This is a genomic window from Cellulomonas algicola (assembly GCF_019024305.1).
Classification (GTDB): Bacteria; Actinomycetota; Actinomycetes; order Actinomycetales; family Cellulomonadaceae; genus Cellulomonas; species Cellulomonas algicola.
In genome coordinates this window covers 58879-83991 of the sequence record NZ_JAHKSJ010000018.1, presented here as the reverse complement: position 1 = coordinate 83991, position 25113 = coordinate 58879, and the positions used below count along the sequence as shown (strand labels likewise).

Here is a 25113-nt window from a genome sequence, read left to right as displayed (position 1 = left end):
CCACACGCACGTGCGCGGCCCGCCGCGTCACCCCACCTCGCTCCCCCGGTCAAAGGAGACCCACCCCTGTGAGCACCTCTGTGCCGTCGCCGACCCGCACGACAGCGATCATCGACCTCGACCTGCCCGGTGCGACGATCAGCCGGCACGTGTACGGGCACTTCGCCGAGCACCTGGGCCGGTGCGTCTACGGCGGGTTCTGGGTCGGAGAGGACTCCCCCGTCCCGCACGTGCGCGGGATCCGGTCCGACGTCGTCGCGGCCCTGCGGGACCTGCACATCCCGAACCTGCGCTGGCCGGGCGGCTGCTTCGCCGACGACTACCACTGGCGGGACGGGATCGGCCCGCGCGAGCAGCGGCCCCGGATGGTCAACTCGCACTGGGGTGACGTCGTCGAGGACAACGCGTTCGGCACCCACGAGTTCATGGACCTGTGCGAGCTGCTCGGGGCGGACCCGTACGTGTCGGGGAACGTCGGGTCCGGCAGCGTGGCGGAGATGTCGGACTGGGTCGAGTACCTGACCCGGGCGGACGACTCGCCGATGGCGGCGCTGCGGCGGGCGAACGGGCGCGACGAGCCGTGGCGCGTGCCGTTCTGGGGCCTGGGCAACGAGGCGTGGGGGTGCGGGGGGCACCTGCGCGCGGAGCAGTTCGCGTCGTTGGCCCGTCAGTACGCCACGTACTCGCGCGACCACGGCGGGAACGCGCTGTACCGGATCGCGGCGGGCGCGAACGAGTCGGACCTGCACTGGACCGAGACGCTCATGCGGTCGTTCGACGACCTGGCCGCCGACCCGGCCGAGCCGGCCCGGCCGTTCCAGGCCCTGTCGCTGCACTACTACACGATGTCCGGCTCGTGGGGCGACAAGGGCGACGCCACCGGCTTCAGCACCGACGAGTGGTACACGACGATGGCCCGGGCTCGCCGCATGGAGGAGCTGCTCACCCGCCACTCGACGGTGATGGACCGGTACGACCCGCACCGCAAGGTCGGCCTGGTCGTCGACGAGTGGGGCACGTGGTGGAACGTCGAGAAGGGCACGAACCCCGGGTTCCTGTACCAGCAGAACACGCTGCGCGACGCGCTGGTCGCGTCCGTGCACCTCGACGCGTTCCACCGGCACGCCGAGCGGGTCGTGATGGCGAACATCGCGCAGACGGTCAACGTGCTGCAGGCGATGATCCTCACCGACCCGGACACCGGCGCGCTGGTGCTCACGCCGACGTACCACGTGTTCGCGATGAACCGCGGGCACCACGACGCCGCCGCGCTCGCCGTCCACCTGCGCGACGTGCAGACCCGGACCGTCGACGGGACCGAGCTCCCGCTGGTCTCGGCGTCCGCGTCGGTCAAGGGCGACACCGCGCTGGTCTCGTTGTCGAACCTCGACGCCGACACCGCCCGCACGGTCGTGCTCGACCTGCGCGGCCGCGACGTCGTCGGGCACGAGGCGCGCGTGCTGACCGCGGCGGCCCTGGACGCGCACAACACCCCGGAGCAGCTCGACGCCGTCCGGCCGACCGCGTACGACGACGTGCGGCCCCACGCGCGCGGGCTCGAGGTCGACCTCCCCGCCCACTCCTACGTCACCGTCAGTCTGGCCCTGCGCTGATGGAGCGTGGCGACCGGGCGCTCACCTTCGCCCACCCGGTCATCGTCGCGGACGTCCCCGACCCGGACGTCGTCCACGACGGTGGGCACTACTACATGGTCAGCACGACCATGTACTTCGCGCCGAGCGTGCCGATCATGCGCTCGAGCGACCTGGTGCACTGGTCGATCGTCGGCTACACCGGCGCGATCCTCGACGACACGGACGCGCTCGCCCTGCGCGACGGGCAGAACGCCTACGGGCGGGGCAGCTGGGCCGCGAGCATCCGGTACCACGAGGGCACGTTCTACGTCTCGGTCGGCAGCCTGACCACCGACACGACGTACGTCTACGCGACGCCGAGCATCGAGCACGGCCCGTGGACGCGGTCGGTCCTCGACGGCTACGCCCACGACCAGTCGCTGCTGTTCGACGACGGGGACACCTCCCTCGTCTACGGCGGCGGGGTGATCGACCTGCGCCGGCTCCGCCGGGACGACGACGGGACCTTCGTCTGGGACGGTCCGGCGACGCGGCTCGTCGACGACGCGAACGTCGACCAGACCAGCGGCCTGGACGCCGAGGGCGCGCACGCGTACAAGATCGGCGACCACTACTACGTCTTCATGATCGAGTGGCCGACGGACGGGATCCGCCAGGAGGTCGTGTGGCGGTCGACGTCGCTGACGCCGCAGTCCCAGGGCGGGACCTGGGAGGGCAGGGTCGTGCTCCGCCAGGCGGTCACGGTCGACGGGCGCCCCGGCGACGGCGTCGCCCAGGGCGGCGTCGTCCAGGCGGCCGACGGGCACTGGTACGCGATGCTCTTCCAGGACGAGGGGCCGCTCGGGCGCGCACCGCAGCTCGCGCGCGTGACCTGGGACGAGGACGGGTGGCCGGTCTACACGCTCGACGCCGGGACGACGCTCCCGGGAACGGCGACGTCGGCGGGGGCGACCGAGCTCCTCGTCTCGGATGACTTCGACAACGCACCCACGCCGGCCGGCTACTGGAACGCCGTTGGTGCCGGTGCGCTGACGGCGTCGGACGAGAACGCCTGGAACGGGTCGAGCCTCGGGCTCACATGGCAGTGGAACCACAACCCGGACCACCGGTTCTGGTCGCTCACCGACCGGCCCGGCCACCTGCGGCTCACCACGGGCAGCATCGCGTCCGGCATCCTCGACGCCCGCAACACGCTCACCCAGCGCACGTACGGGCCCGCGAGCGCCGCCGCGATCTCGCTGGACGTCTCCGCGATGGTGGACGGCGACGTCGCCGGGCTGTCCGCGCTCCAGCAGAAGTACGGGTACGTGGCGGTCGAGATGGCCGACGGTGCCCGCCGGCTCGTCATGCGCCGTGCCGACCGGAACGGCGGCGTGGCCTTCACCAGCGCTCCCGTGCCGCTGACCTCTGAGACGGTCCTGCTCCGGGTGGACGTGGACTTCCGGGATGCCGCCGACCGCGCCTCGTTCGCGTACTCGCTCGACGGTGATGCGTGGACGCCGATCGGCGACGACCTGGCGATGGAGTACAGCCTCGACCACTTCACCGGGTACCGGTTCGCGATCTTCTGCTACGCGACGGCCGAGACCGGCGGGCACGTGGACGTCGACTGGTTCCGCGTCGGCGACGACATCGGAGGGATGCGGCCATGACGGGACGACTGGTGCCCGAGCTCGAGGCGCGGCGCCACCTCGTCGAGGACCACCCGGACTTCACGCAGATCCCCGAGGCGGTCGTCGCGCGGTGGAAGGCACCGTTCGGGCCGCCCGAGGACTGGGACCTGACCGTGGTCGACCAGGTGGTCCCCGGCCCGCACGGCCCGGTGCCCGTGCGCGTCTACACGCCGGTGGGCCCGCCACCCGAACGCGGCCGACCGTGCCTGGTCTGGATGCACGGCGGCGCGTTCGCGTGGGGCGACCTCGACATGGCGGAGGCGCACGAGGTCGCCCGCGGCGTCGCCGGCCGCGCGGACGCCGTGGTCGTGTCGGTCGACTACCGCCTGTGCCCGGTGATGCCCGAGCTCGGCGGCACCGTCGGCGACCGCGTCGACGAGCGCGGCGAGCCCGTCCGGTTCCCCGTCCCGCAGGACGACTGCCGCGCCGTGCTCGACGCCGTGCGCGCGGACGCGGCACGCCTCGGGGTCGACACGGCTCGGGTCGCGATCGGTGGCGCGAGCGCGGGCGCCTTCCTCGCCGCGGCCGTGACCCTGCGGACCGTCGAGGACGGCCGGGCGCCCTGGCAGACGTTCTTGGTGTATCCGATGCTGCACGCCCGGGTGCCGGAGCTCGGAGCCGAGCTCCGCGCGGCGGTCGACTCTGCTCCGCGCGCGCTCCAGCTCCCGCTGTGGATGGTCGACGCCACGAACCGCACGGTGCTCGGGCACGAGCCGAAGCAGTCCGACGACGAGGCGTTCCCCGGCCTGGCGGCGCGTCTCGAGGGCTTCCCCGCGACCTACGTGGAGAACGCCGAGTGCGACGCGTTCCGGGCGAGCGGCGAGCACTTCAGCACGCGCCTGCGCGCCGCCGGCGTCGACGTCGTCGAGGTGACCCGGGCGGGCGTGCCCCACGGCCACCTCGACTGGGTGGGGTTCGCGTCCGCGCGGGACACCCTGGACGCTCTCGCCGGGCGGCTCGGTGCACACGCCGCCGCGGATCGGCAGCACTCGACCCCCCGAACCTGACCCGACGGACGGTGCCCGGCCGCGACGGACCGCAGGAGGCACCGCGTGGACCGAAGGAGATCTCCATGTCCCACGACGCGCACGCGCTCGACGCGCTCCGGGTGGACGGCGCGCCGCCGACGGACGCGCCGCTGCACCACGTGTGGAACCGGTGCGTGGGCGCGGGCCGGGCCAACGAGGCGCTGCGCGCCGACTGGCAGGCCCACCTCCGCGAGGCCGTCGACGTGCTCGGGGTCCGGTCCGTGCGGTTCCACGGCCTGTTCCACGACGACATGTTCGTGTACCGCGCCACCTACGGCGGCGGGTTCGCCCCGCCGGAGGTCCTGCCCGAGCCGCCGATCACCTTCAGCTACGTCGACATGGTGTTCGACGCGATCCTCGACGCGGGCGCGCGCCCGTTCGTCGAGCTCGGGTTCATGCCCCGGGACCTGGCCACGCAGACCGAGACGCTGTTCTGGTGGAAGGCGCACTGCAGCCCGCCCACCGACATGGCGGAGTGGGTCCGCCTCGTGAGCGAGACGGTGCGGCACTGGATCGAGCGGTACGGCCTCGACGAGGTGCGCCAGTGGCGGTTCGAGGTGTGGAACGAGCCCAACCTGGTCCCCCACTTCTGGACCGGCACCCGCACCGAGTACTTCGAGCTCTACGAGGCGACCGCGCGCGCCCTGAAGGCGATCGACCCGCAGCTCAAGGTCGGCGGGCCGTCGACGTCCGTGTTCGTGCCCGACGCCCGCTACGCCGGCGAGACCTACGACCGCGCGGCCGAGTTCGCGACCGGCCAGGCACCCGACCCCGACGCGCTCGACTGGCAGCCGGTCTGGGTCCGCGAGCTCGTCGAGTGGTGCGCCGAGCGCGACCTCCCGCTCGACTTCCTCTCGACGCACCTCTACCCGACGGACTACGCCGCCGACGGCACCGGCAGCGGGTTCAGAGCCATCCACCGCCACGTCGACGCCACCGAGCAGGACCTGCGCCTCATGCGCGAGCTCATCGCCGCGAGCCCGTACCCCGACGCCGAGCTGCACATCACCGAGTGGTCGAGCTCGCCGTCGAGCCGGGACCGCACGCACGACACCCTGTTCGCCGCGACGTACATCACGCGCGCGCTCCTCAAGGGCGCCGCGCTGGCGGACTCGATCTCCTACTGGACGTTCACCGACATCTTCGAGGAGGGCGGCGCCGGGCTCGGCCCGTTCCACGGCGGCTTCGGGTTCGTCAACGAGCAGGGCATCCACAAGCCCACGTTCCACGCCGTCGCGATGCTGAACCGGCTGGGCGACCGCGTCGTCCACCAGGACGAGCAGGGCATCATCACGCGCTCGTCCGACGACGGCCGCGTGTCCGCGGTGTTCCTGAACTACCCCGCCGAGATGGGCACCCGCGGCGTCGAGCAGCACGACTCCTACGCCGCGACGCGCGCGTACCGGGAGATCGGGACGGCCCGGCGGGTCCGCCACACGATCGCCGGCCTCGAGCCGGGCACGGTGTTCCAGGTCGAGCAGCTCGACTGGGAGCACGGCAACGCCGCGGAGGCGTGGCACCAGATGGGCGAGCCGCTCAACCTCACCCGCGCCCAGACCGCCGCGCTCAAGGCCGTCGCGGACGACCTGCGCCGGTGGACGATCACGGTCCGGGAGTCGGGCGTCCTCGAGATCGACCTCGACCTGCCCGCCTGGGCCGTCGCCTCCGTCGTCCCGGTCACCCCCGCGGCGGTCGCCGGCGCCGCCGCGGCGCGGTGACGGGTGTCCGGGCTGCCCGCACACACACGAAGGGCCCCGATCCGTGGATCGAGGCCCTTCGTGTTCGCTGTCTCAACGAGTGTCCGGAGGGGGACTTGAACCCCCACGCCCTTTCGGGCACTAGCACCTCAAGCTAGCGCGTCTGCCATTCCGCCACCCGGACAGGTGGACCGTCCGGGGGCCCGTGGGCTCCCTCAGGTGCGGCAGAAAAGATAGCACGGTGCGGCGGCCGGGCATGCATCGGCCCCGGGGTGCAGACTGACGCCACCGGCCTGGGCATCAGCGCCGGGGATCGAGTCCGAGGTGGCGGGGGGTTCATGGCCGAGGCGACCGGCACCGGGAGCAAGGGGCTGACCGGCCCGAGCAACCCGGCAGCCCGCAAGGTGGCAGGGGCACGACGCAACCCCAGCGTGTACGGGGTCGAGCACACCGCACCGCACTGGCTGCGGGTCATGGCGGGAGTGTCCTGGCGGCTCCTCGTGGTGCTCGCGGCCGTCGCGCTCGTGTTCTACGCCACGTCCCGCGTGCAGCTGCTGTTCATCGCGGTGTTCCTCGCGTTCGTGTTCAGCGCGGTGCTGCGGCCGATCGTCGACTTCCTGTCGCGGTTCATGTGGCGCGGGCTGGCGACGGCGCTCGCGATCCTGGGCGGGATCCTGTTCTTCGTCGGGCTGCTCACCTACATCGGGTACTCGATCGCGAACCAGTGGAACGACCTCACGAAGCAGTTCAGCGACGGCATCTCGCAGATCACCGACTTCCTGCAGAGCGGGTCGCTGCCGTTCACGATCACGAACGACCAGATCGCCGAGTGGATCAGCAACGCCCAGAAGTGGGTGCAGGACCACGCGGGCGACCTCGCGTCGCAGGCCGCAGCCGGTGCCGGGTCCGTCGTCGAGATCTTCACCGCGCTCGCGCTCGCGATCTTCTGCACGGTGTTCTTCCTGGCCCGCGGGCAGGAGATGTGGACCTGGTTCCTCAACCAGCTGCCCACGCGGTTCCGCGAGACCTGGAAGGTCGCGGGCGGCGCCGGCTGGTACACGTTCTCCGGCTACACGCGCGGGACGGTCATCATCGCCGTCACCGACGGCCTGCTCGCGTTCATCCTGCTGACGATCCTGCGCGTGCCGCTGTCGGCGCCGCTCGCGGTGCTCGTCATGATCGGTGCGTTCATCCCGCTGGTCGGCGCACCCGCCGCCATGATCATCGCGATGATCGTCGCGCTCGCCGCGAACGGGCTGTGGTCCGCGGCGATCGTCGGCATCGGCATCGCGCTCATCGGGCAGTTCGAGGGGCACATCCTGCAGCCGCTCGTCATGGGCAAGCAGGTGTCGCTGCACCCCGTCGTCGTCGCGCTCGCCGTCACGGCGGGGACGCTCACGGCCGGGATCCTTGGCGCCGTCATCGCCGTGCCGCTCGTGTCCGTCGTCTGGGCGATCTTCTCCCGCCTGCGGACCCTCGACCCGCCGATGGAGGAGGACGAGGCGGACGACGAGGTGCGGCCGACCAGCGACGACGACACCGCGAGCACGCCCGCGCACGGCTGAACCCGGGCAGGCGGCAGTCGGGCGCGTCGCGGCGGGTGTCAGGCCAGGGCCGCCTCGACGGCCGCCTCGACCTCCGCAAGCACGACGGCCGGAGGGTCGAGCAGCGGGGCGGGCAGCGGGCCGAGGTCGAGCGCGACGTGCCGGGCCACGGCGCCCGCGAGGCGCATCGCCCCCCATCGCGCACCGAGGGTGGTCAGCGGGGCGAGCCGCTGCGTCCACGCGTCGACGGTCGGGACGTCACCGGCGACCGCAGCGGCGGCCGTCGCGACCCACGGGCCCGGCAGGATGCCCGCGAGGCCGCTGTGCCACGTCCGGGCACCCGCGAGCAGCGCCTGCGACCCGAGCGCGTCACCGCTGAACCCGACCTCGACGTGCGCCGGCACACCGGCGAGCAGCGCGGCGCAGCGCGTGCGGACGTCGGCGGCGTCGAGGCCGCGGTCCTTGAGGCCGCCGATACCGGGCAGCGCGGCGATCGCGAGGAGGTCGTCGACCGTGAGCTCGAGGCCCGTCGTGCGGGGGTTGTGGTAGATCCACACGGGCACCTCCGCGAGCGCGGCGACGTCCCGGTACAGCGCGAGCGCCTCGCCGGCGGTGAGCGGCAGGTAGGACATCGGCGGGAGCAGCACCGCGTCGACGCCCGCGGCGCGCGCGGCGGCGGCGTGGCCGAGCACGTCGGCCGTCGTGAGCGCGCCGATCCCGCAGACCACGGGCACCCGGCCGTCGACCGCCTCGACCGCGGCCCGCGCGACGCGCGCCCGGTCACCACCGTTCAGGTAGGCGAAGCCGCCGGTCGACCCGAGCACCGCGACCGCGTCCGCTCCGGCAGCGACGGCGCGGTCCGCGAGCGCGGCCAGCACGCCGGGGGCGACGCCGCCGTCGGCGGTGCGCGGGGTGGGCAGGTACGCGGCGAGGGGTCCGAGCATGGGCGGGAGGCTAGCGAAGACCCGTCGCCAGGGCGTCGGGTGTGTCAGCGGAAGTCGCGGGACGTGGAGCGGACCTTGAGCGACAGGACGCCCAGGTGCTCGGCGACGAGGTTCGTCGCGCCGTCGGACCGTTCCAGGCGACCACGCACGACGAGCGCCCGGGAGGTCCGCGCGACGCGTCGGAACCGTTGCCACAGACCCGCGGAGCACACGATGTTGAGCAGCCCGGTCTCGTCCTCGAGCGACAGGAACGTCACCCCGCCCGCGGTGCCCGGACGCTGCCGGTGCGTCACGACCCCCGCGACGGCGACCCGTCGCCCGGGCTCGTGGCGGAACGCGTCGACGACGCGCAGCACCCCCGCCTCGTCCAGGCCGTCGCGGACGAACTGCGTCGGGTAGGAGTCGACGGACACGCCCGTCGCCCACACGTCGGCCGTCGCGACCTCGACGTCGCTGAGCCCCGGCAGCGTCGGCGCCGCGACCCCGACGCTCACCCCGGGCAGCGTGTCCGGCCCTTCCTGCGCGAGCGCCCCGGCCGCCCACAGCGCCTCGCGGCGGGTCGAGCCGAGGCTGTCGAGCGCACCCGCGGTCGCGAGCGCCTCGACCTGCACGGTGGTCAGCCGGACGCGCCGCACGAGATCGCGCAGGTCCGCGAACGGGCCGTGCGCGACGCGCTCGTCGACGACCTTCTGCGCGACGTCCTCCCCCACCGACCGCACCGACGCGAGCCCGAGGCGCACCGCGAGCGAGCGCGGCACGTCCGCGTCGGCGCCCGTCCGCACACCCGCGGCGACGGCCGGTCCCGTGCCGCTCGGTGCGGGGACCAGCAGCGGCTCCCCGTCCGGCGGCGTCGGGCCGGTGCGTTCGACGCACGCCTGCACGTCGGACGCCTGCACGTCGGGCCGCAGCACCTCGACGCCGTGCCGGCGGGCGTCCGCGGCGAGGCTCTGCGGCGAGTAGAAGCCCATCGGCTGCGCCGCGAGCAGCCCCGCGTAGAACGCGGCCGGGTGGTACACCTTCAGCCACGCGCTCGCGTACACGAGGAACGCGAACGAGTACGCGTGCGACTCGGGGAAGCCGAAGTCCGCGAACGCGCGCAGCTTCTCGTAGATCTGCTCCCCCACGTCCGGCCCGATGCCGTGCGACGCCATGCCCGACATGAGCCGCCCCTTGAGCGCCTCCATGCGTTCCGTCGAGCGCTTCGAGCCCATCGCGCGGCGCAGCTGGTCGGCCTCCGCGGGGGTGAAGTCGGCGACGTCGATCGCCATCTGCATGAGCTGCTCCTGGAACAGCGGCACGCCCTTGGTCTTGGCGAGCGACTTCTCCAGCAGCGGGTGCAGGTACGTGACGGCCTGCCGGCCGTGCGCGCGCTCGATGTACGGGTGCACCGAGTTGCCCTGGATCGGCCCGGGCCGGATGAGCGCGACCTCGATGACGATGTCGTAGAACGTGCGCGGTCGCAGCCGTGGCAGCGTCCCCATCTGCGCACGTGACTCCACCTGGAACACCCCGACGGTGTCCGCCGCGCTCAGGAGGTCGTAGACGCGTGCGTCCTCGGCGGGCAACGCGTGCAGGTCGAGCTTCTCCCCCTCGTGCTTCTCGACGTCCGTGAACGCGAGCCGCAGCGCCGTGAGCATCCCGAGGCCCAGCAGGTCGAACTTCACGAGTCCCGCGTCGGCGCAGTCCTCCTTGTCCCACTGCAGGACCGTGCGCCCCGGCATGCGCGCCCACTCCACCGGGCACACCTCGATCACGGGCCGGTCGCACATCACCATCCCGCCCGAGTGGATCCCGAGGTGGCGTGGCAGACGCAGGAACCGGTCCGCGAGGTCGACGACGTGCTCCGGGATCTCGTCGAGGTCGCTCGCCGCGGGCGGCAGCACCGCGGGGACGACGTCGTGGCCGTCGGACGTCGCGAGCCCCGGCACCTCGGTCCCGCGCGGTGAGCGCGTCAGCACCGGCGGCGGCTCGTAGGTGTTGCCCCACATCGACGCCTTGGCACGGCGCCGCTCGTCGCGCGCCGTGCTGACGGCCGTGGCCCGGTCGTGCGGCTCACCCCCCGAACCGTGGCCCTCCGGCGGCCACAGTCCGACGTGCCCGTCGTGCGGGCGGTCGGGGCGGCCCGGCGATCCGGCGCGGCCGTCGTGCGGGCGTTCCGGTCGACCGGGCGATCCGGCACGGCCGTCGTCCGGTCGACCGGGCGACCCGGCACGGCCGTCGTGCGACCGGTCGGGACGGCCCGCCGCCGGAACCCCCTGCGGTCCGGCGGCGGGGGTCTCGGCGGACCGCCGCCGGCCCGACGGTCCCGGCGGGGCGGGCGGCGGCGGTGTCGGGCGCGCCGGCGACGGGGGTGCCGGCGGGGGTGCCGGTGCGGGCTCCGGCGGACGCAGACTGCCCCAGCGCTCGATGGACTTGGCCCACGCGTCCTGCTGGCCGGCGTCGTACCCGAGGGCCCGGGCCGCGTCGCGGATCGCGGAGCGCGGCCGGTACGAGATGACGTTGGCGACCTGCGCGGCGTGCGACCGGCCGTGCTTCTCGAAGACGTACTGGATGACCTCCTCGCGGCGCGCGGACTCGATGTCGACGTCGATGTCCGGCGGCCCGTCACGCTCGGGTGCGAGGAACCGCTCGAACAGCAGCCCGTGCCGCACCGCGTCGACGGCCGTGACGCGCAGCGCGTAGCAGACCGCCGAGTTCGCGGCCGAGCCGCGGCCCTGCGCGAGGATCCCGTGGTCGCGGCAGAACTTCACCAGGTCGTAGACGACGAGGAAGTACCCCGGGAACCCGAGGTCCTCGATGACGCGGAGCTCGTGCGCGAGCTGCGCGTACGCGCCGGGCACGCGCTCGTCGTCGGGCGGCCCGTACAGCTCGAGCGCGCCCTGCCGGACGAGCTCGCGCAGCCACGTCGCCTCGGTGTGCCCGTCCGGGACCGGGTACGGCGGCAGCTGCGGTGCGACGAGCGACAGGTCGAACGCGCACTCGGCCGCGAGCGCCGCGGCCGTGCCGACCGCCGACGGGTGCCGCCGGTGCAGCGCGAGCATCTCCTCCGCGGACCGCAGGTGCGCGACGGGGGCCGCGGGCAGCCACCCGTCGAGGTCCTCGACGGACGAGCGGGCCCGGACGGCCGCGAGCGCCGCGGCGAGGTCCGCGTCGCGCGGCGTCGCGTAGTGCACGTTGCCCGTCGCGACGAGCGGGAGGCCCGCGTCGGCGGCGAGCGACGCGAGCGCGTCGGCCCGCTCGGAGTCGTAGGGGTCGGCCGACGCGGTGACCTCGACGGCGACGTTGTCCCGGCCGAACAGCGCGACGAGCCGGTCCAGCTCGGTGCGTGCGGCGTCCAGACCCCCCGGTGCGACCCCGCCGACGCCCGACGGGTCGCCGCCCGCGAGCGCGCGCCGCACGGAGCCCTTGCGGCAGCCCGTGAGCACGAGCCACTGGCCCGCGGCGTTCGCGGCGAGCTCCTCCAGCCGGTAGTCCGCGGCACCCTTCTCCCCCGTGCGCAGGTGCGCCTCGGCGATCGACCGGGACAGCGCCCGGTACCCCGCGGGTCCGCGCGCGAGCACCAGGAGGTGGGACGCGCGCGGGTCGGGCACGCCCGTCGGCAGGTCGAGCACCGGCAGCCCCGGGGTGGCGCGCGTGCGCTCCCGCGCGTGCTTGCGGCCGTCGGGGGCGGGCAGGTGCAGCTCGGCGCCGAACGCGGTGGGCAGCCCGACGGCCTTCGCGGCCTGCGAGAACCGGACGACGCCGTACAGCCCGTCGTGGTCGGTGAGCGCGAGCGCGCCGAGCCCGAGCCGGGCGGCCTCCGCGGCGAGCTCCTCGGGCTGGCTCGCGCCGTCGAGGAAGCTGAACGCCGAGTGCACGTGCAGCTCGGCGTACCGCGGCGGGAAGGAGGCCCGCGACGTGCGGGAGACGTCAGGTACCGCCGAGCGGTCGGGCGCCAGCCAGTTGTCAGTCATACGTCGCCTCGCACGTCCAGCCGTCCGCGTCGCCGGCGAGCAGCACCGCGTCACCGTCGTCGAACGCGACCTGCAGGTGCCCGCGCACGCCGCCCCGTCCTCCGGTCCCCCACCAGCGCTCGCTCGACAGCCACGGGCCCGCCCACCCGACGACCGCCCGCTCGCGCACTCCGCCCGGCTCGCCGGGTCCGTCGTCCGACGCGACACCCGCACCCGGTCGCGGCCCGCCGGACGGCCACCCGTCGGACGCCAGGAACCCGTCGGCCGACGTGAGACCGCCCGACGAGGGGAACCGCGCGGACGAGCCGGGACGAGCCGACGGCGCGAGCCGAGCGGACGACGGGAGGTGGCCCGACGAGCCGTCTGCGGACGACGTCCGGTACGCCGACGGACGTGCCGTCCCACCGGGACCCCACGCGCCCGGTCCTGCCGAGCGCGCCGACGCCCGCGCCCCCGACGGCACGTCGGCGTCCGACGCGAGCGGCCAGCGGACCGTCGCGGGCTCGCCGCGCAGCCCGACGCGGACGTCGAGGACCACGGGCCGCCCGGCGGCGTCGCGCACGTCGACAGGGAGCGGACGTGCGAGGACGGTCGCGGGAGCCGGGTCCGGCAGCCGCCCGGGCCACGGGAGGTCGGCGGCGCGCACGGCCTGCGTCTGCTCGCCCCACGGCTGCAGGTGCACCTGGTCGCGCACACCGCGACCGCCCTGGAGCGTCGCGGTGAGCACGCCCTGCCCGCCGACGATCCCCTGCACGCGGTCGAGCGCGCGGTGCGCCCGCAGGTCGCCGCCCGACGGGCCGCCCCACAGCCGGCCCTGCTCCGCACCCGCAGGGGCGACGTCGAGCGCGGTGACGGCGAGCCGCACGAGCGTCACGGGCCGGACGTCGTCGTCGACCCACGGCTCGTCGACGAGGTCGTCGAACGCCCACGGGTCCTGCGACCCGTCGCGCGCGGCCCGGGCACGTGCGGCGCGCGCACGGGCCGCACGGACGCGCTCGGGGGCGTCCTGCGCGCGGCTGCGGGCGGTCGCGACGGCCGTGGACGACAGCCAGCTCTCGAGCTGCCAGCGGATGCGGTCGGTGATGCGCTGCGGCGTCAGCCCGCCGAACCCGCCGAGGTCGGTGCGCCAGGTGCGGACCAGGTCGGTGCCGTCGTCGGTGCGCGCGGCGATCTGCATGCGCCCGCACGACACGGACCGGTGCACGAGCTGCGCGTGCAGGTCCTCGGCCAGCCGGCGGCCGGCGAACGTCGCGGTGTCGACCCGGTCGACGGGCGGGTCGAGCTCGGCGACGACCTCGAGGTCGGCCTCGGGGCGGCGACGGGCCGGTGGGCGCTCGTCGTCGCCGCGCGCGAGCGTCTGCGCCCACACGCCGAGCCGCCCGAAGCGCGCGTGCACGTCCCCGGTCGGCAGCGCGGCGAGCTGCCCGAGCGTGCGCAGGCCGAGCCGGTGCAGCAGGTCGACGAGGTCGGCGACCTGCTGGGCGGCGTCCTCGGTGACGGCGGCGTGCACGAGCTCGGTGACCCCGCGTGCGGCGAGGAACGCGGGCGACGAGCCCGGCGGCACGACGGCCCCGGTGCGCGCGGCGACGACCGCGGCGAGCAGCCCGTCGGCGGTGCCGACCGCGCTCTCGTGCCCCGCGCGCGCGGCGACGGCGTCGACGAGCCGCTCCGCGAGCACGTCCTCCGACCCGTGGTACCGGGTGGCACCCCCGGCGGGCAGCAGCAGCAGACCGGCGCGCACGACCTCGATCCCGGCGACGACGGTCTCCGCGGCGCTCGCGACCGGCTCGAACAGGCGCACGTCGCGCGCGTCGTCGGCGGGCAGCAGCACGAGCTCGGGGCAGCACCCCTGCGCCTGCCGACGCCGCATGCCGCGACGGACCCCCTCGACGCGCGCGAGCGCCGAGACGGCGGTGACGCGCCGGCCGTCGTGCACGGCGGCGGGCAGGTGCGCGGGGACCTCGTCGGCGGTGGTCGCGGCGACGACGGGCCAGTCGGGGACCCAGAGGACGGTGGTGCGGGTGCTCACGACGCGCCTCTCAACCCACGAGCCGCAGGCCGACGGCCGGCTGCTGCTCGTCGACGACCTCGGGCGGCACGACCGTCGCCGCGGGCGGCGCGACGGGGACGGACGGGCTGTCCGCCGACAGCGGCAGCGTGACGTCCACGGACAGCGGCACGGCCGACCCGCCGCGCCCCGACCGTGTGACGCGCAGCTCGTGCGTGCGCAGCCGCCCGTCCCCCGCGCCGACGCCCCACCAGCGGCCCGCCTCGACGGTCAGCACCGTCGACGCGCCCGGCCACGCGACGCTCGACAGCAGCACCGCGCCGCGGTCGCGCGCCCGCGCGGACAGCCGGCGCCGGTCGGTGTCGGTGAGCACGGTGTCCGGCCCGACGAGCACCACGTCGATGCCGTCGACGAGCGCCGCGACGACGGTCGCGGCGTCCTGGCCCGGCCGCGGCACGAGCGCGAGCCGTTCGAGCGCCACCCCGGCCTCCGCGGCGGCGAGCAGCCCCACGGTCGGCTGCCCCACGACGGCCGCCCACGCCCCGCCCGCGCAGGCGTGCGCGAGCATCGCCAGGACGAGCGAGGTCGATCCCACGACGGCCGTCGTCGCACCGCGGCGCAGCCCGTCAGGCAGCAGCGGCGCGAGCCGGTCCGGGACGGGCAGCGGCGGCCGCTCGGCGGCGAGCACCCCGGCGGGCCGGGGCACGGACGTGGTCGGGTGCGACCGTGCCCACGCCTCGTCCGCGGCCCGCGACGACAGGGTGCGGTCGGCGGGGGCGGTGTGCGGCGACGCGGTGTGGTCGACGGGCACGCCGTGCGGCGACACGGCACGGTCGGTGGGCACGGCGCCGGGCGTCGCGGACGCCGTGGACCGGTCGGCACGGTGCGTCGGCAGCAGACCCGACGACGGACGTGTCGCCCCGCGCACCGGGTCCGCCGCGAACGGCACGGGCGCGCCGCCGGCCGGCGTGGACCCGGTCTCCGACCCGTGCCGGGTGCCCGCGGCAGGGCTCGCGGACGGCTCGGCCGGGCGCGTCCCGACCCGGACGCTGCGTGCCCCGGTCCGCAGCTCGGCGTGCGCCAGCACGGCCCGGGCCAGCTCGACCCGTGCCTGCTCGGACAGCACGCTCGCCGCCATCGGCACCCACCTCCAGCACGCACGTACACCGCTGTGACCTGCGGCGACGTTCGTGATCTCGCATCCGATCGAACATCTGTTCGAAGTATCTCAGTAGACGCTGACACCCGGAGGCGTGTCAATCCGAGCCACCCGCCCGGGCGATCGCCAGGCCTGGACCGCGCGCACCGCACGCCCCGCCGGGCGATGATGACGCGATGACCTCGCTGACCCGCCCCGTCGCCCCCGACCCGTACTCGCTGCTGCCCGCGGTGCCGTCGTTCGAGCTGCGCAGCGACGACGTCACGCACGGCGACCGCCTCCCCGACGCGCACACGAACACCCCGGCCGGCGCCAACGTGTCGCCGCACCTGGCGTGGTCGGGCTTCCCGCCCGAGACGCGCTCGTTCGTCGTGAGCTGCTTCGACCCGGACGCCCCCGGCCCGGCGGGCTGGTGGCACTGGACGCTCGTGGACGTGCCCGCGACGACGACCGAGCTCGCGACGGGCGCGGGGACCGCCGGCAGCACGACGCTGCCCGACGGGGCCTTCGCGCTGCGCGGCGACGACGGCGAGCCCGCCTACGTCGGCGCTGCTCCCCCGCCCGGGGACCAGGTGCACCGGTACTTCTTCGTCGTGCACGCGCTCGACACCGACTCGCTCGGCGTCGGACCGGACGCGATGCCGGGCGCGGTGAACACCGCCGTCGTGTTCCACACGCTCGCGCGTGCCGTGCTCGTCGGGACGTACCAGCGGTGACGGCGGACCCGACGACGACGCTCGGCTCGCTGACCTGGGTCCGCGCGCTCGACCGCCCCGACCTGCTGGCCGACCCGGTGCGCGCCGCGGTCGAGGCGTGGGCCGCCGCCGACGACCGCGTCGCGGACGCCGTGGTGGTCACCGAGATCGACCCCGACCTGGCGGACACCGCGGCGCTCACGGCCGCCTACGACCTGCCGCCGGCGGCGTCGGCGAACTGCGTGCTGGTGGCAGGCCGCCGCGAGGGCGACGAGCGCGTCGCCGCGGCTGTCGTGCGTGCGACGACCCGGGCGGACGTCAACAACGCCGTGAAGCGGCTGCTGGACGTGCGCAAGGCGTCGTTCCTGCCGACGGACCGCGCGGTCGCGGAGTCGGGGATGGAGTACGGCGGCATCACGCCGCTCGGCCTGCCGGCGGACTACCGGGTGCTGGTCGACGCGCGCGTCGCGACGGACGACCCGGACGCGGGCCCGGTCGTCGTCATCGGCAGCGGTCTGCGCCGTTCGAAGGTCGCGCTGCCCGGTGCGCTGCTCGCGTCCGCACCGGGCGTCGAGGTCGTGGAAGGGCTCGCGCTCGGCTGACCGGTGGAGCCGGCGGCGTGGGACGCCGGGGCGACTCGTGGGTGCTCACGGCGTGGGCGTCGACTGCCGTGCGTCAGCGGGATCGTCAGCGGCGCGCCGTCAGCGCGGACGCGTCAGCGGCGGTGCGGGAGCGTCCGGCCCCACACGGCCTGCCCCGGCACGCGCAGCGGTGCGGGCGACGGCGCGTAGGTGCGGCCGAGCAGCGACTCGAGCTGCCGCGTCGCGGCGAGCAGGTGCACGGTCGCGTCGGGCTCGTCGGCCCAGGCCTCGGGCGACGCGAGGACGCGGGCGGCGGCCCGGGCGTCGGGCTGCAGGTCGAGCGCGTGCCGCTCGGTGAGCAGCACGGTGTGCCCGCCGTGCGCGCCCAGCCCGAGCCGGTCGCGACCGCCGCGGCGGCGGCGCGACGGGGGTCGGCGGTGCGCACCGGTGAGCACCGCGGCGACGAGGCCGGCCGTGGCGTAGGTGGACTGCGGGAAGGCGTAGCACGCGAACGGGAAGCCGTCGGCGGCGGAGCGCAGCTCGTGGCGCAGGCGCTCGGCGACGGCGTCGACGTCGACCGAGCCGGGCACGACGTCGAGGGTCGCGTCGACCTCGGCGTGCTGGAACGTGAGTCGTTCGAGGAAGTCGAGCGCGGGGTGGGCGTCGAACGCGCCGGGGCCCCATGCGGCCACGTCCCACCTCCGTCCTCGTCGCACCCGTGCTCCTGCGGCGCACGCGAGCACAGCGAGGACCGCAGACGCCGGCGTCAGCCTCCGAGCCTGCCGCACGCCACCGACATCGCGCACCCCGATTCGCCCGAGCGGCCGCGTGTGCGTCTCGTCACACGGGACGGACCCGACCGGCTGCCCGAGGAGCGGCTCAGGCGCGCGTCGCCCAGAACGCGACCGCGGCCGCGGCAGCGACGTTGAGCGAGTCCACGCCCCCGGCCATGGGGATGCGCACGACGAGGTCGGACGCGGCGACGGTCGCGGGCTTGAGGCCGTGCCCCTCGGCCCCGAGGACGAGCGCGAGCCGTCCGGGCGGCTCGGCGACCAGCTCGTCGAGCGTGAGCGCGTCGTCGGCGAGAGCGAGGGACGCGGTGACGAACCCGTGCGCGCGCAGCTCGTCGATGCCGTCGGGCCACGGGTCGATGCGCGTCCACGGCACCTGGAACACGGTCCCCATCGACACGCGCACCGAGCGGCGGTAGAGCGGGTCGGCGCAGCGCGGCGTGACGAGCACGGCGTCGACGCCGAGCGCGGCGGCGGAGCGGAACGCGGCGCCGACGTTGGTGTGGTCGACGACGTCCTCGAGCACCGCGACGCGACGCGCCCCGGCACCGTCACGCGCACCGGCGAGCACGTCGGCGACGGGCGCGAGCGGCGGGCGGTGCATCGCGGCGAGCGCGCCCCGGTGCACGTGGAAGCCGGTGATGGCCTCGAGCACGGGCTCGTCCGCGACGTAGACGGGCACGATCGCGCCGTCGTCGGGCAGGTCGGCCAGCATGCGCTCGAGGTCCGGCACCCAGCGCGGCGCGAGCAGCACGGACCGCGGCCGGTGCCCGGCCCGCAGCGCGCGGCCGAGCACGGTCGACGACTCCGCGATGTAGAGGCCCTTCTCGGGCTCGTGCCGGGAGCGCAGCGCGACGTCCGTCAGGGAGACGTAGTCGGCGAGCCGCGGGTCGGACGGGTCGGTGACGGGCTGCAGGTCCGGGCGTGGCACGCGCCCATCCTCCCAGCCGCGGACCACGCCCCGGCACGGGCCGCGGTCAGGCCGGCAGACGCACCTCGACCGGCCCGACGGCACCGCCGTCGAGCACGAACGGCACCGTGCGGTCGCCGACGGTCACGGCGTAGTCGCCGAGGAACCCGCGTACCGGAACCGTCCCGTCGTCGTCGGTGCGCAGCGTCGTCGGCGCGAGCCACCACTCGTCGCGCACGAGCCGCCGCAGCGCGTCGTAGGCGGGCTTGGGCGTCCCGTCGCGGCGCACGAGCCCCGCGGGCGCACCGAGCCACGCGCCCTCGTCGGCGATCCCCCAGTAGGTCGTGGACGCGACCGCGGGGTGCGACAGGAGCGTGCGGTAGTGCCGCTCGAGCTCGTCGGCCTGCCGCGCCTCGCCCTCGGGCGTCGACGGCCACGAGTCGACCTGGTGGTCGTTGAGGTCGTCGACGTGCGCGGGCATGATCTCGCCCGACACGAGCGTCGTCTCGGTGAGGTGCAGCGGCAGCCCGAACCGTGCGAAGCGGTCGAGGATGCGCAGCGTCTTCTCCTCGCCCCAGTAGCCCTGGTGCATGTGGCTCTGGAGGCCGAGCGCGTCGACCTGGATGCCGGCCTCGAGCACGCCCTCGACGAGGCACTCGTACGCGGTGGACATGTCGAAGTCGTTGAGCAGGAGCGTCGCGCCCGGGTTGGCGGCGCGCGCGGTCTCGAACGCGAGCCGGATCGTCGGGATGCGCCCGCGGTCCCAGGCGAGGCGCGTGAGCCCGTTCGGCTCCTTGTCGAAGACGGGCATGATGACGACCTCGTTGATGGCGTCCCACGTGTCGACGACGCCTGCGAACGCGGTGACGTCGCGCGTGATGCGGTCCCGCACGGCCGTCTCGACCTCGTCGACGGGCAGGTCGCGCAGCCAGGACGGTGCGACGGTGTGCCAGGCGAGCGGGTGGCCCTTGACGTGGGCGCCGCGCTCGGCGAACCAGCGGGCCGCGCGCAGCAGGCGCTCGGTGTCCGGACGTCCGCGCTCGGGCTCGAACTGGCCCCAGTAGAACGGCAGCGTCACGGTGTTGAAGACGTCGAACCAGAGGTCGGCGAGCGCGGGCGCGGACCCGGCGCTCGCGCCGCCGAACGCGGACGGCGCGTCGGTGGTCGCGCCGTTCGCGAGGCCGATCAGGTCGAAGCCGATGCAGCCGAAGCCGAAGGCGTGCCGGGTCTGCTCGACGACGACGTCGGTGCTGGTCAGGGGCTCGCCGTCCGGACCTCGCAGCAGCAGGCGGACGTCGGCGGTCCGGTGTGTCAGCGTGGGGTCGGCGCCCCCGGCGGCGGTCGTGGTGGTCGCGGTGACGGGGGCGTGCGAGAGCTGGGTCATGGGGTTGCGCGTGTCCTCGTGGTCGTCGTCGACCGGGTCGGAGCCCACCCGGTTCGATAACGTTATCGAACCCCGGCGGCCCGCACGTCCGCCGACACACCCGCGGACGCCTCACGCCGCAGCGCGGACCCGCCGACCCACGACGCGACGGCCCCGACGACCGCGATCACGGGCACGACGAGGAACGCGGTGTGCGCACCCACGACGTCGGCCAGCGCCCCCAGCGCGAACGGCGCGACGCCGATCGCGATCCCGCCCGCGAGCGTCGCGCGCGCCTGCGCCCGGTCACCCTGCCCGGGCGCCGCGGCGAGCAGCAGGGAGATCGACAGCGGGTACTGCGCGCCGTACCCGAACCCGGCGACGACCAGGCCTGCGAGCGCGACGCCGGGCACGGTCGCGGTCCACAGGATCGCCCACCCGACGATCGCCACGCCGAACGCGACGACCAGCAGCAGCGCGGGCCGCACGCGCAGCGACAGCGGCGCGACGACGAACCGCACGGCCGTCATGCCGGCGACGAGCCCGGCGGTGGTCGCGGCCGCGATGCCCGCGCCGGCGCCGGTCTGCTCGCGCACGAGGTCCGTCGCCCAGTAGGTCGTCGCGTTCTCGAGCGCGATGGCCGCGACGATGGCGGCGAGGAACCACCACGTCGGCGCGCCCGCGCGGCGCGACCCGTCGGCGACGTCGACGGTCGGCACGTCCGGCGCGGGCGTCCCGTCCGCGAGCGCGGCCCGCTCCGCCGGCGTCATCGCGCCGCCGACCCGCTGCCGTGACACGAGCACCGCGGTGACGACGGCGAGCGCCGCGGTGACCGCGACGGCCGGCCGCCAGCCGAACCCGGCGGCGACGCACGCCCCCACGGCGAGAGGCCCGATCAGGCCCACGCCCGACCCGACGCCGTTGGCCTCGGTGACGGCCGCCGACGCCGCGGGGCCGTGGTGCTGCGCGAGCCCCGGCTGGGCCGAGCTGATCGCGAGGTTCCCACCGATCGCCAGCACGAACATCCCGAGCAGGCTCACCGCGAGCGACCCCGCGGTGAGCAGCACCGTGATGCCGACGACCACGACGGCGCACGACGCGAGCAGCGTCCAGCGCCGCCCGCGGGTCTGTACCGAGCGCGGCGTGAGGAACGCGGTGAGGATCGCGCCCGCCGCCATCGCGGTGCCGTGCAGACCGGCCTGCGCGCCGGTGAGGTCGAGGTCGTCGGCGAGCAGCGGCACGCTCGGGTTGAACGAGTAGAGCAGCCACCCCCACACGACGAAGCAGCCGTACAGCGCGACGGTGAAGCGGTCGCGCCGGAGCCGCGGGTGGGAGGGGGTCATGCGGGCAGGTTACGTCCCGCCGGTGACGCGTCCCGCGGGCCGGAGGTCCCCCGCGGCGCGCGGCCACCCGCTCGGCCCATTCATGGCCGCCTCCCGCACTGCTCACGGGGTTCTCCCAGGAACGGGCACGAGCGTCAGTCCCGTGAGCACCACGACAGTCGAGCAGCCCCCGGCCGCGGCACCCCCGCCGCTCCCCGTGCGCCTGCGTCCGCCGCGCACCGCCCGCTGGTGGCCCGACGCGGTCACCGCGCTGACGTGGGCCACCGTCGTGTGGGTCGTCGGGCTGTGGGCGACGGGCGGCGGCGTCGGCGCGCTCGCCGGGTCGCCCGCCGACGTGCTCGGCTCGGTGGGCCGCCTGTCCGGGCTGCTCGCCAGCGACCTGCTGCTGCTGCAGGTGCTCGGCATGGCCCGCATCCCGTGGGCCGAGCGGGCGTTCGGCCAGGACCGGCTCGCGCGCTGGCACCGGTGGACGGGGTTCACGTCCTTCCACCTGCTGCTCGTGCACATGGCGACGCTCGTGGTGTCGTATGCGCTCGCCGCCGGCACGGGCGTGCTGCGCGAGGCGTGGGACATGGTGACGACGCTGCCCGGCATGCTGATCGCGGCCGCGGGCACGGCGCTGCTGGTGGCCGTCGTGACGTCGTCGCTGCGCGCCGCGCGCCGCCGGGTGCGGTACGAGAGCTGGCACCTGCTCCACCTGTACGCCTACCTCGGTGTCGGGCTCGCGGTCCCCCACCAGCTGTGGACGGGGACGGACTTCGTCGGACGCCCGCGGGCCGCGGTGTTCTGGTGGACGCTCTGGGGTGCCGCGGTCACCGCGGTCCTCGTCTTCCGCGTCGGCGTGCCGCTGCGGACGTCCCTGCGGCACCGCCTGCGCGTGGACCACGTCGTGCCGGAGGCTCCGGGGCTGGTGTCGGTGCACGTCGGCGGGCGCCGGCTCGAGGAGCTCCGCGTCGACGCCGGGCAGTTCTTCGTGTGGCGCTTCCTCACCGGGCCCGGGTGGACCCGGGGGCACCCCCTGTCGTTGTCCGCCGTGCCCACGTCGGCCGGTCTGCGGCTCACCGTCGGGACGCGCGGCGACGACGGCGCGCGCCTGGCCCGGCTGCGGCCCGGCACGCGCGTGCTCGTCGAGGGGCCGTACGGACGCCTGACTCCGCGCGCGCGCACGCGCCCACGGCTCGCCGGCTTCGCCGCGGGCTCCGGCGTCGCCCCCGTCATGGCGCTCCTGCACGACAGCGCGTGGCAGCCGGGCACCGACACCCTCGTCCTGCGCGCGAGCTCCGTCGAGGAGACGCCGCTGGCCGCGGACGTCGCGTGGCTCGTGCGCGACCGCGGCCTGCGGTACGTCCCCCTGACGGGGCCACGCAGCACCACCGGCACGACCTGGCTGCCCGCCGACCTCGGTCACGTCCCCGGTCCCGACGCCGTCCGGTGGCTCGTCCCGGACCTCGACGAGCACGACGTCGTCGTCTGCGGCCCGGCGCCGTGGGCCGACGCGGTGGTCGCGGCGGTGCGAGCCGCCGGCGTCCCCGACTCCGCCGTCCACCTCGAGCGCTACGACTGGTAGGTCACCATGAGACGTCTTGTCGCCCTCGCCGTCGGGACCGTGGCCGGTCTCGTCGCCCTCGTCGCCTACCCGACCAGCCGGAACGCGTCCGTCGACGCGGCCGCCGACTCCCCCGCCGCTGCGCAGGCGAGCGGAGGCGGTTCGTCCACCGGCGGTGCGTCCTCCGCCGACGACTCCGACGCTGGCACCTCGGACGGCACGCCCGACCCGTCCGCGGACACTGCCGGCGGGTCGAGCGGCGCCACCGACGGTGCGCAGGGCTCGACCGGGGTGTCCGGCACGTTCACGGGCGCCGCGGTGCAGACCCGCTGGGGTCCGGTGCAGGTGCAGATCGTCGTGCAGGACGGCCGGATCACGTCCGCCGACGCGGTCGTCCACCCGGACGCGAACGGCCGCGACCGGCAGATCAACGCCTACGCGATCCCGCAGCTCGACCAGGAGGTCGTGCAGGCGCAGGGCGCGAGCATCGACCTCGTCTCGGGCGCGACCGTGACGAGCGACGGCTACGTCCAGTCGTTGCAGGACGCGATCGACCAGGCGTTCTCGTGACCCCGGTCGACGCGTCCGCCGCGCCGCGCCGGGCCTGGGTCGAGCACCACATGGGCATGCCGTGGAGCGTGCACGTGCGGGGCGAGGCCGCGCACGACGAGCTGACGGAACGCCTCGTCGCACAGGCGTTCGCGGAGGTCGACCGGATCGACGCACTGCTCAGCCCGTTCCGCGACGACTCCGAGCTGTCCCGGCTCCGGCGCGGTGAGCTCGCGCTGGCCGACGCGGCCCCCGAGCTGCGGGAGGTGGAGCGGCTGTGCCGGGCCGCGCTGGCGCGGACGCTCGGATGGTTCGACGCGTGGCGGTGGCGCGACGGCTTCGATCCGACGGGCCTCGTCAAGGGGTGGGCGGTGGCGCGGGCCGCACGGATCCTCGAGCCGATCGCGTCCGACGTGGCGGTGGACGCGGGCGGCGACCTGGCGGCACGGTGCGTCGACCCGGACGGCACGTGGCTGGTCGGTGTGGAGGACCCCGTGGACCGCACGCGCGTCCTGGCGACCGTCCCGGTCGGCACGGGTGCGGTGGCGACGTCCGGGACGGCGGCGCGCGGCTCGCACATCGCCGACGCGCGCACGGGCGTCGCGGCGACGGGCGTCCGTCAGGCGACCGTGATCGGGCCGTCGGTCCTGTGGGCCGACGTCTTCGCGACGGCGGCCGTCGCGCAGGGCGTCACGGCCGTCGACCGGGTGCACGAGCTGCACGGCACGTCGGGCGTCCTCGTGCTGGACGACGGGTCGACCCACGCGTGGTCGAACCCGGTCTAGCGACGAGCGTCCCGACGTGCCGTGCGCGGTCCGTCGCGGCGCGGCGCGACCCGGGTCAGAGCGGCTTGCCGCCCGTCACCGCGATGTAGTCGCCGCTCACGTAGCTGGACTCCTGCGACGCCAGGAACACGTACGCCGGGGCGAGCTCGGCGGGCTGCCCGGCGCGGCCGAGCGGCGTGTCGGAGCCGAACGAGTCGACCTTCTCGGGGTCCATCGTCGCGGGGATGAGCGGCGTCCAGATCGGGCCCGGGCAGACCGCGTTGACGCGGATGCCCTTCTCGCCGAGCTGCTGCGCGAGGCCGCGCGTGAAGTTGAGGATGCCGGCCTTGCTCGTCGCGTAGTCGAGCAGCGGCGGGCTCGGCTGCTGCGCCTGGATCGAGCTCGTGTTGATGATCGACGACCCGGGCTGCATGTGCGGCACCGCGGCCTTGGTGATCCAGAACAGCGCGTACAGGTTGGTCTTGAAGACGCGGTCGAGCTGCTCGGTGGTGATGCCGAGCAGGCCGTCCTCCTGCGCCATCTGGTAGGCCGCGTTGTTGACGAGGACGTCGAGCCCGCCGAGCTCGCGCACGGTCGTCTCGACGAGCTCGACGCACGTCTGCTCGTCCTGGATGTCGCCGGGGGCGTGCACGGCGCGTCGCCCGGCCTCCTCGACGAGGCGCGCGGTCTCCTTCGCGTCCTCCTCCTCCTCGGGGAGGTAGGACAGCACGACGTCGGCGCCTTCCCGGGCGAACGCGAGCGCGACCGCCCGGCCGATGCCGGAGTCGGCGCCCGTGATCAGCGCACGCTTGCCCGCGAGCCGGTCGGCGCCCTGGTACGACGTCTCACCGTGGTCGGGCTGGTGGTCCATCTGCTCGGTGAGGCCGGGGTGCGGGATCTGCTCCGCGTCCTGGGCCTCCTCACCGGGCTGCTGCGAGCGGGGGTCCTGAGGGGTGGTCTGGTCCGTCAT

The 25113-nt window shown here is 75.2% G+C and carries 19 protein-coding genes and 1 tRNA gene; 10 read left to right on the top strand and 10 right to left on the bottom strand.

Annotated elements, in window-relative coordinates:
• The first annotated feature begins 68 nt into the window (after positions 1 to 68).
• From KOV94_RS14965 to KOV94_RS14950, 4 genes are all read left to right on the top strand, one after another.
• Complete coding sequence (locus KOV94_RS14965) at positions 69 to 1613, top strand: alpha-N-arabinofuranosidase (protein ID WP_218052477.1); 1545 nt, start codon at positions 69 to 71, stop codon at positions 1611 to 1613.
• The gene (locus KOV94_RS14960; protein ID WP_218052476.1) at positions 1613 to 3247 is read left to right on the top strand and encodes a glycoside hydrolase family 43 protein; all 1635 of its coding nucleotides are present in this window, start codon (positions 1613 to 1615) and stop codon (positions 3245 to 3247) included. The genes KOV94_RS14965 and KOV94_RS14960 overlap by 1 nt, the downstream gene beginning before the upstream one ends.
• Positions 3244 to 4275 carry an alpha/beta hydrolase gene (locus KOV94_RS14955; protein ID WP_218052475.1) on the top strand — a complete coding sequence of 344 codons (1032 nt, stop codon included), beginning with the start codon at positions 3244 to 3246 and terminating at the stop codon, positions 4273 to 4275. The genes KOV94_RS14960 and KOV94_RS14955 overlap by 4 nt, the downstream gene beginning before the upstream one ends.
• A gap of 65 nt (positions 4276 to 4340) precedes the next feature.
• A complete protein-coding gene (locus KOV94_RS14950; protein ID WP_218052474.1) occupies positions 4341 to 6014 on the top strand; it encodes a GH39 family glycosyl hydrolase in 1674 nt (557 codons plus the stop codon).
• An 80-nt stretch (positions 6015 to 6094) separates the two neighbouring features.
• Here KOV94_RS14950 and KOV94_RS14945 read toward each other — a convergent pair.
• A tRNA-Leu gene (locus tag KOV94_RS14945) sits at positions 6095 to 6177 on the bottom strand.
• 154 nt (positions 6178 to 6331) lie between these two features.
• Here KOV94_RS14945 and KOV94_RS14940 point away from each other — a divergent pair.
• Entirely contained in the window at positions 6332 to 7558 is a 1227-nt protein-coding gene (locus tag KOV94_RS14940) for an AI-2E family transporter (protein WP_218052473.1), read from the top strand.
• Positions 7559 to 7596: 38 nt separating this feature from the next.
• On the opposite strand, the gene KOV94_RS14935 is transcribed toward KOV94_RS14940, so the two are convergent.
• The 4 genes from KOV94_RS14935 to imuA' are packed head-to-tail and all read right to left on the bottom strand — an operon-like array spanning position 7597 to position 15580.
• Positions 7597 to 8481: a dihydrodipicolinate synthase family protein gene (locus KOV94_RS14935; protein ID WP_218052472.1), complete on the bottom strand. Its 885-nt coding sequence runs from the start codon at positions 8479 to 8481 to the stop codon at positions 7597 to 7599.
• A 44-nt stretch (positions 8482 to 8525) separates the two neighbouring features.
• Positions 8526 to 12434, bottom strand: coding sequence for a PHP domain-containing protein (locus KOV94_RS20775; protein WP_225916751.1), 3909 nt, complete (start codon positions 12432 to 12434; stop codon positions 8526 to 8528).
• The gene (locus KOV94_RS14920) at positions 12427 to 14463 is read right to left on the bottom strand and encodes a DNA polymerase Y family protein (protein WP_218052471.1); all 2037 of its coding nucleotides are present in this window, start codon (positions 14461 to 14463) and stop codon (positions 12427 to 12429) included. The genes KOV94_RS20775 and KOV94_RS14920 overlap by 8 nt, the downstream gene beginning before the upstream one ends.
• A gap of 10 nt (positions 14464 to 14473) precedes the next feature.
• A complete protein-coding gene (gene imuA', locus KOV94_RS20770; protein ID WP_225916750.1) occupies positions 14474 to 15580 on the bottom strand; it encodes a DnaE2-dependent mutagenesis accessory factor ImuA' in 1107 nt (368 codons plus the stop codon).
• Between the two features lie 197 nt (positions 15581 to 15777).
• Here imuA' and KOV94_RS14910 point away from each other — a divergent pair, with 197 nt between their 5' ends.
• Together KOV94_RS14910 and KOV94_RS14905 are read left to right on the top strand one after the other, a co-directional pair.
• Entirely contained in the window at positions 15778 to 16317 is a 540-nt protein-coding gene (locus tag KOV94_RS14910) for a YbhB/YbcL family Raf kinase inhibitor-like protein (protein ID WP_124344153.1), read from the top strand.
• Positions 16314 to 16898 carry a YbaK/EbsC family protein gene (locus tag KOV94_RS14905; protein ID WP_124344154.1) on the top strand — a complete coding sequence of 195 codons (585 nt, stop codon included), beginning with the start codon at positions 16314 to 16316 and terminating at the stop codon, positions 16896 to 16898. The genes KOV94_RS14910 and KOV94_RS14905 overlap by 4 nt, the downstream gene beginning before the upstream one ends.
• A 113-nt stretch (positions 16899 to 17011) precedes the next feature.
• Here the strand turns inward: KOV94_RS14905 and KOV94_RS14900 are convergent, their stop codons facing one another.
• The 4 genes from KOV94_RS14900 to KOV94_RS14885 form a co-directional block, all read right to left on the bottom strand.
• A complete protein-coding gene (locus KOV94_RS14900) occupies positions 17012 to 17569 on the bottom strand; it encodes a hypothetical protein (RefSeq protein WP_218052470.1) in 558 nt (185 codons plus the stop codon).
• 187 nt (positions 17570 to 17756) lie between these two features.
• Entirely contained in the window at positions 17757 to 18599 is an 843-nt protein-coding gene (locus KOV94_RS14895) for a TrmH family RNA methyltransferase (RefSeq protein WP_218052469.1), read from the bottom strand.
• Between the two features lie 46 nt (positions 18600 to 18645).
• Complete coding sequence (locus KOV94_RS14890) at positions 18646 to 19962, bottom strand: endo-1,4-beta-xylanase (RefSeq protein ID WP_218052499.1); 1317 nt, start codon at positions 19960 to 19962, stop codon at positions 18646 to 18648.
• Positions 19963 to 20024: 62 nt separating this feature from the next.
• Positions 20025 to 21284 (bottom strand): MFS transporter, encoded by a 1260-nt coding sequence (locus KOV94_RS14885; RefSeq protein WP_218052468.1) that lies wholly within the window; start codon positions 21282 to 21284, stop codon positions 20025 to 20027.
• A gap of 142 nt (positions 21285 to 21426) precedes the next feature.
• Between KOV94_RS14885 and KOV94_RS14880 the strand changes: the two genes are divergently transcribed.
• From KOV94_RS14880 to KOV94_RS14870, 3 genes are read left to right on the top strand one after another with little or no spacing between them, the layout of a single operon-like run.
• Positions 21427 to 22851, top strand: coding sequence for a ferredoxin reductase family protein (locus KOV94_RS14880; protein ID WP_308160570.1), 1425 nt, complete (start codon positions 21427 to 21429; stop codon positions 22849 to 22851).
• Between the two features lie 6 nt (positions 22852 to 22857).
• Positions 22858 to 23400, top strand: coding sequence for an FMN-binding protein (locus tag KOV94_RS14875; protein WP_218052466.1), 543 nt, complete (start codon positions 22858 to 22860; stop codon positions 23398 to 23400).
• The gene (locus KOV94_RS14870) at positions 23397 to 24164 is read left to right on the top strand and encodes an FAD:protein FMN transferase (RefSeq protein ID WP_308160568.1); all 768 of its coding nucleotides are present in this window, start codon (positions 23397 to 23399) and stop codon (positions 24162 to 24164) included. The genes KOV94_RS14875 and KOV94_RS14870 overlap by 4 nt, the downstream gene beginning before the upstream one ends.
• 55 nt (positions 24165 to 24219) lie before the next feature.
• On the opposite strand, the gene KOV94_RS14865 is transcribed toward KOV94_RS14870, so the two are convergent.
• Entirely contained in the window at positions 24220 to 25113 is an 894-nt protein-coding gene (locus KOV94_RS14865; protein ID WP_124343592.1) for an SDR family oxidoreductase, read from the bottom strand.

Coding starts and splice junctions, on each gene's coding strand:
- KOV94_RS14960 (WP_218052476.1), top strand. CDS start 1,613: ATGGAGCGTGGCGACCGGGCGCTCACCTTCGCCCACCCGGTCATCGTC.
- KOV94_RS14955 (WP_218052475.1), top strand. CDS start 3,244: ATGACGGGACGACTGGTGCCCGAGCTCGAGGCGCGGCGCCACCTCGTC.
- KOV94_RS14950 (WP_218052474.1), top strand. CDS start 4,341: ATGTCCCACGACGCGCACGCGCTCGACGCGCTCCGGGTGGACGGCGCG.
- KOV94_RS14940 (WP_218052473.1), top strand. CDS start 6,332: ATGGCCGAGGCGACCGGCACCGGGAGCAAGGGGCTGACCGGCCCGAGC.
- KOV94_RS14935 (WP_218052472.1), bottom strand. CDS start 8,481: ATGCTCGGACCCCTCGCCGCGTACCTGCCCACCCCGCGCACCGCCGAC.
- KOV94_RS20775 (WP_225916751.1), bottom strand. CDS start 12,434: ATGACTGACAACTGGCTGGCGCCCGACCGCTCGGCGGTACCTGACGTC.
- imuA' (WP_225916750.1), bottom strand. CDS start 15,580: ATGGCGGCGAGCGTGCTGTCCGAGCAGGCACGGGTCGAGCTGGCCCGG.
- KOV94_RS14910 (WP_124344153.1), top strand. CDS start 15,778: ATGACCTCGCTGACCCGCCCCGTCGCCCCCGACCCGTACTCGCTGCTG.
- KOV94_RS14890 (WP_218052499.1), bottom strand. CDS start 19,962: ATGACCCAGCTCTCGCACGCCCCCGTCACCGCGACCACCACGACCGCC.
- KOV94_RS14885 (WP_218052468.1), bottom strand. CDS start 21,284: ATGACCCCCTCCCACCCGCGGCTCCGGCGCGACCGCTTCACCGTCGCG.
- KOV94_RS14875 (WP_218052466.1), top strand. CDS start 22,858: ATGAGACGTCTTGTCGCCCTCGCCGTCGGGACCGTGGCCGGTCTCGTC.
- KOV94_RS14865 (WP_124343592.1), bottom strand. CDS start 25,113: ATGACGGACCAGACCACCCCTCAGGACCCCCGCTCGCAGCAGCCCGGT.